Raw genomic sequence first — 4,435 nt, 5'->3', positions numbered from 1 at the left:
GCAGAGGTGGCCGGGACTCCATCCTGGCCACCTCGTTGCCTGAAATGCCTCACCTGCACAGCACTATTCAGTGGGCCTTGAATATCCCCAAAGTACAGTTAGTGGCTTAGCCACAACTGTGCAGAATCGGGGGAACCCCAAAACGATCTCGACCTCCCGATGAGTCTCCCCGTACCAGCGATTTAAGGAGACGCGCTCCCAGTGCGTCTTGGGATCATGGGCCAGAGAGGCCAGGATCGGGAGACGGTCACCTTTCAACCGGGGTCGACCCATTTGGCCAGCCCTTCGTTCTGGTGCTGGGTCATAGAGGGTGGCATCCAGCCGAAGTCTGGTGATGACGGTGATCGGACGGCCCTGCTGGAGGTCGGAGAGCCACTTGATGACCGCGCTTTTCGTGGTAGCGTTGTGACGGCACCAGTGCCGTCAGGAACGGCAGCGCCAGCGCCCAGATACGATTGGCCCAGGGAATGGGGGTCAGCAGCATGAGGCTCAACCAGCGGAGCCCACTGGCTTTGACGAAATGCCCGTGGCTGGACCGCACCGGATCTCGGTAGATGCCTCTGGCACTGATGTTTTTACCGGTTCGTCGCTCGATGGTGTCGTCCAGGCCAAGAACCAGCGGTCCGGAGGGGACGAAGGCGATTAGGAGCAGGCTAAGCAGCACCTGACTGGCCTGGAGACTGAACCAGCGCGCCCAATTCAACAGCCGGTGAAACGTACCGAACCTTGGATCGTCTGCCAATCCGAGTACCCCCAGAGCGGCGGTCACCGTCCGCTTCCCAGGCGACAACATGGCCCCGACCACTAGGAGTTGGACCTGCGGCCAGATCCGTGCCGAGAAGAGCGGGGCGAATCCTTGCAGGACCCCAATGAACCATTTCGGAAGCAGCGTCATGCTCAACCCTATCAGGGAGCAACACGCGGGCTGTCATGATCGCAGCGAACTTCTAAAAGTCTTCCAGTGGCCTTCAGTCCGTTATGCCCGATACACCCTCTACTGGCACTAACGTGACCGTTCTGCCTGCCACCGGGTAATGGGAATCTTCAGGATGCCGGATCAAGTGCAGTTCGCTTCAGACGGCTCCTCTTTCACTGTGAAAGACTGGCGCTATGAAAGAACGTATTTCTCTGGAAGCCCTGGCGGCCCTGCCCACAGTGGCGGGGCTCAACATCTCTCACGGCGGCGAGCAGGTGGCCTTCTACGCCGATTGGACGGGCCGTTTCGAGCTGTATACGCTCGATCTCGCCACCCGTGAGCGCCGTCAGGTCACGGACGGTCAGGCTCCCAAGGCAGTCCGGGCAGGCTTCGTGTGGTCGGCGGAAGACTCGCGCCTTCTGTTCAGCCGGGATCACAACGGTGACGAGCGGCAGGCCATGTTCGATCTAAACCTGGCGTCCGGTGAAGTGAAGGCCCTTCAGCACGCGCCGCAGAGCATGGACTATACTGTGGCCGCCCACCCGGATGGCCAGAGGTTGCTGGTCAACAGCACGCGCGGCGGGCAGATGAACGTGCATGTCTACGACTTGACGAAGGAGGGTGAATCGGCCTGGACGGCACTCACCACACTTCCCAACGCCACCCAGGCCGCCGCCTGGAGTCCGGACGGCATGCGGCTGACGCTCAACACCAATGAGAGCGAGGATTTGCGAAATACCGATGGTTACGTGCTGAACGCGGACGGCTCCGACCTGCGGCGTGTCCTGAGTGTGCGGGAGGGCAGTCAGGACAGCGTGGGCGAGTGGCATCCGGATGGAAAACGCGTGGCCGCCAGCAGTGACGCGGACGGAACCCACCGGGTGGGACTGCTGACTGTGGAGACAGGCAAGGTACAGTGGCTGACTTCTGAAGGCACCGAAGAAGAGATGGGACGCTTCTCGCCGGATGGGCGCTGGCTCAGCGCTGTTCGCAACGTGGACAGCACCTTGACGCCGGTGCTCTATGACACGGCGACGGGCGAGGCGCGTGAACTGAAGTTGCCGCCCGGCCTGGCGCTGGGAACGCAATTTACCCAGGACGGCAGGATGCTGTTTCAGTTCGTCACCTCCACGACCCGGCTGGAAGTCCTGCTGTACAACCTCGCCGACGATACCTCCGAGGTGCTCCTGCCCGCCGAATACGGCGAGGTTGATCCCGCCGACTTCGTGCCGGGCGAGTATGTTAAGTATCCGACAGCGGACGGACTGATGGTGCCCGCCATTCTCTACAGGCCGCGTGAGCTGGAAGCAGGCAAAACCTACCCCGCCCTGATCCACGCGCACGGCGGTCCCACCGCGCAATTCTTCCGGGGGTTCGACGCACAGGCGCAGTTTCTGGCAGACCGGGGCTACCTGGTGCTCTGCCCCAATGTGCGTGGCAGTACTGGCTACGGCGTGACTTGGCGCGACGCCAACCTGCTGGACTGGGGCGGGCGCGATCTGGCCGATGTCGCCGCCGGGGCCGCGTACCTCAAGTCTCTGCCGGAAGTGGACGGCACACGACTGGGCATCTTCGGCGGGAGTTACGGCGGCTACCTCAGCTATATGGCGGTGGTGAAGTACCCAGACCTGTTCAAGGTGGGCGTGCCGATTGTGGGCATCACCGATCTGCCGCAACTGTACGAGGACAACAGCCGGGTGATGCCGCAACTGGGTTACTACTTCCGCACCATCATGGGCGACCCAGTGGAGAACGCCGAGCTGTGGCGCGACCGCAGCGCCATCACCCACGCCGCCGATCTCAAGGCGCACCTGCTGATGATGCACGGCACCAACGATCCGCGCTGCCCTATCAACCAGGCCAGAGGGTTTCGTGACGTGCTGCTGGCAAACGGACGCGAGGAGGGCAGGGATTTCGAGTATGTCGAATTCGGCGACGAGGGCCACGGCGCGGGCGACATTGCCGGAAAAACCCGCAGCTACCGCTTGATGTCCGACTACCTTGCCCGCCGGTTGTGAGACGCTGACTGAGGAGATGGGGAGGCGAACCGTGAACTCTCCCCTGCCTCTGCACATCTTCGGAACAACCACGCTGGACTGGGATCAGATCTTGCGTGATAAGAAGGCGGAGCGCGTTTGTGAAGTCGGATTTCGCTGGATGCTGCTTATTGATAGTGCAAGACCCTTGTAGAGAATCAGTGCGGCGAGATGTTCCTCAAATCGTCGTGATCAGCATCCGTATGGCGCTCCTTCTCCCGTTGTGTCCAAGAGACGGTGGCGGTAAGGCTTGAGGTCGGTCACGGCGAACCAGCTTATTCCAGCCGAATTAAGGCAACACAACCATTTTCGGAGTATTACTGGTAGCAAAGATCGGAAGCATCTTTTCGGGTGTGGCCCTCCACCTTGGTTCATGCCTCCAGGGACCGGAAAGGTCTGCGGTGGACGTTCTAGGGCGTCGTCACCCACTGGGGCCAGTGCAGCTCAGTAGGATTGGGATGGGCCTGTCGACCCAGGCCTCCTTCGGGCCGGTAACGCTGCGGTAACAGCGCCGGAGCAGTTTGGATCTCAATGGACCTGACTGCGGATCTGCCCGCTTACTGTGCAGTCTCCACCGGTCAGGCGGCCTTGGAGCGCCTGCTGGCCCTGACTGAATCCCAGGCCAGGATGGTCTTGAGCCGCTGCGCCGCCGCGCTCAGCCTGTACCCGGCCTGGGAACGGCACGACTGGGTCATGCCAGAACCCAAGTGGGCCCTGCGTGCCTACGGTGGGCACTTTCTGGACCTGGAACGAGTGGCGCGGCAGCTGGGCAGCGTGCGGCATCAACCTGGAAAAAACGGCTACTTGCACGTCCCCAGCGGGCTGGCCTTCGCGGCCCATCAGGCTGCGCACGGCCAGGTGACCCTGGTGCTGGGGGGCCTTAACTCCAGTGACGGCGACGGTCAACTGCACAGCCTGCTCGCCGAGGCGCAACAACTGGGTGCCGGGCTGCTGAACGTGGTGGGAGGCGTGCCCAGGCTCTACCGCTGGGCGGACCGGCTCACCCTGCTGATGGACCACGAACTGTCGCAGGAGGGCCGCGAAGGGCCGCTGACCCTGACCGGGCATTCGCTCGGAGGCGGGCTGGCCCAGTACGCTGGCCTGATGAACAAGCTGCCAGTTCTGGCCTTCAGCCCCACCGCCCTGGGTTGGGGAGTGCTGGACGTGCTGAAGGACGCCGGGCGACTGGTCGATCCAGCTGCTGTCATCCACCTGATCCGAAGTTACTCGCTGGCTGGTGATCCCATTCCCTCCCTTGGAACCGGTTGGCTGCACGCTGCCGTGGTCGGCGAACATCTGTGGCTCCCCCGGTCGCCTGGGGTGCCCGCGGTGCGGTACGCCACCAACCACGGCCAGATCTACTCGCATCTGGCCGCCCATCTCCAGGCCCAGTGGCCTGACTTGCCCAATGCCACCCCAGGCTTCTGAAGCCCAGGACCGTCCATGCTCCATGCTGCTGACCAGTGCGGGATCATCCAGACCT

The 4,435-nt window shown here is 62.6% G+C and carries 3 protein-coding genes; 2 read left to right on the top strand and 1 reads right to left on the bottom strand.

All coding sequences use genetic code 11. The features are described from left to right. Nucleotides 1-301: 301 nt before the first annotated feature. Nucleotides 302-895 (bottom strand): transposase, encoded by a 594-nt coding sequence (locus FNU79_RS18665; RefSeq protein WP_225430198.1) that lies wholly within the window; start codon nt 893-895, stop codon nt 302-304. Between the two features lie 215 nt (nt 896-1,110). Between FNU79_RS18665 and FNU79_RS18660 the strand changes: the two genes are divergently transcribed. After that, the gene (locus FNU79_RS18660) at nt 1,111-2,934 is read left to right on the top strand and encodes a S9 family peptidase (protein ID WP_143722297.1); all 1,824 of its coding nucleotides are present in this window, start codon (nt 1,111-1,113) and stop codon (nt 2,932-2,934) included. A gap of 549 nt (nt 2,935-3,483) precedes the next feature. Further along, the gene (locus FNU79_RS18655) at nt 3,484-4,380 is read left to right on the top strand and encodes an alpha/beta hydrolase family protein (protein WP_143722296.1); all 897 of its coding nucleotides are present in this window, start codon (nt 3,484-3,486) and stop codon (nt 4,378-4,380) included. Nucleotides 4,381-4,435 lie beyond the last annotated feature (55 nt).

It is taken from the genome of Deinococcus detaillensis (assembly GCF_007280555.1).
Classification (GTDB): Bacteria; Deinococcota; Deinococci; order Deinococcales; family Deinococcaceae; genus Deinococcus; species Deinococcus detaillensis.
This window is presented reverse-complemented; position numbering and strand designations above follow the sequence as displayed.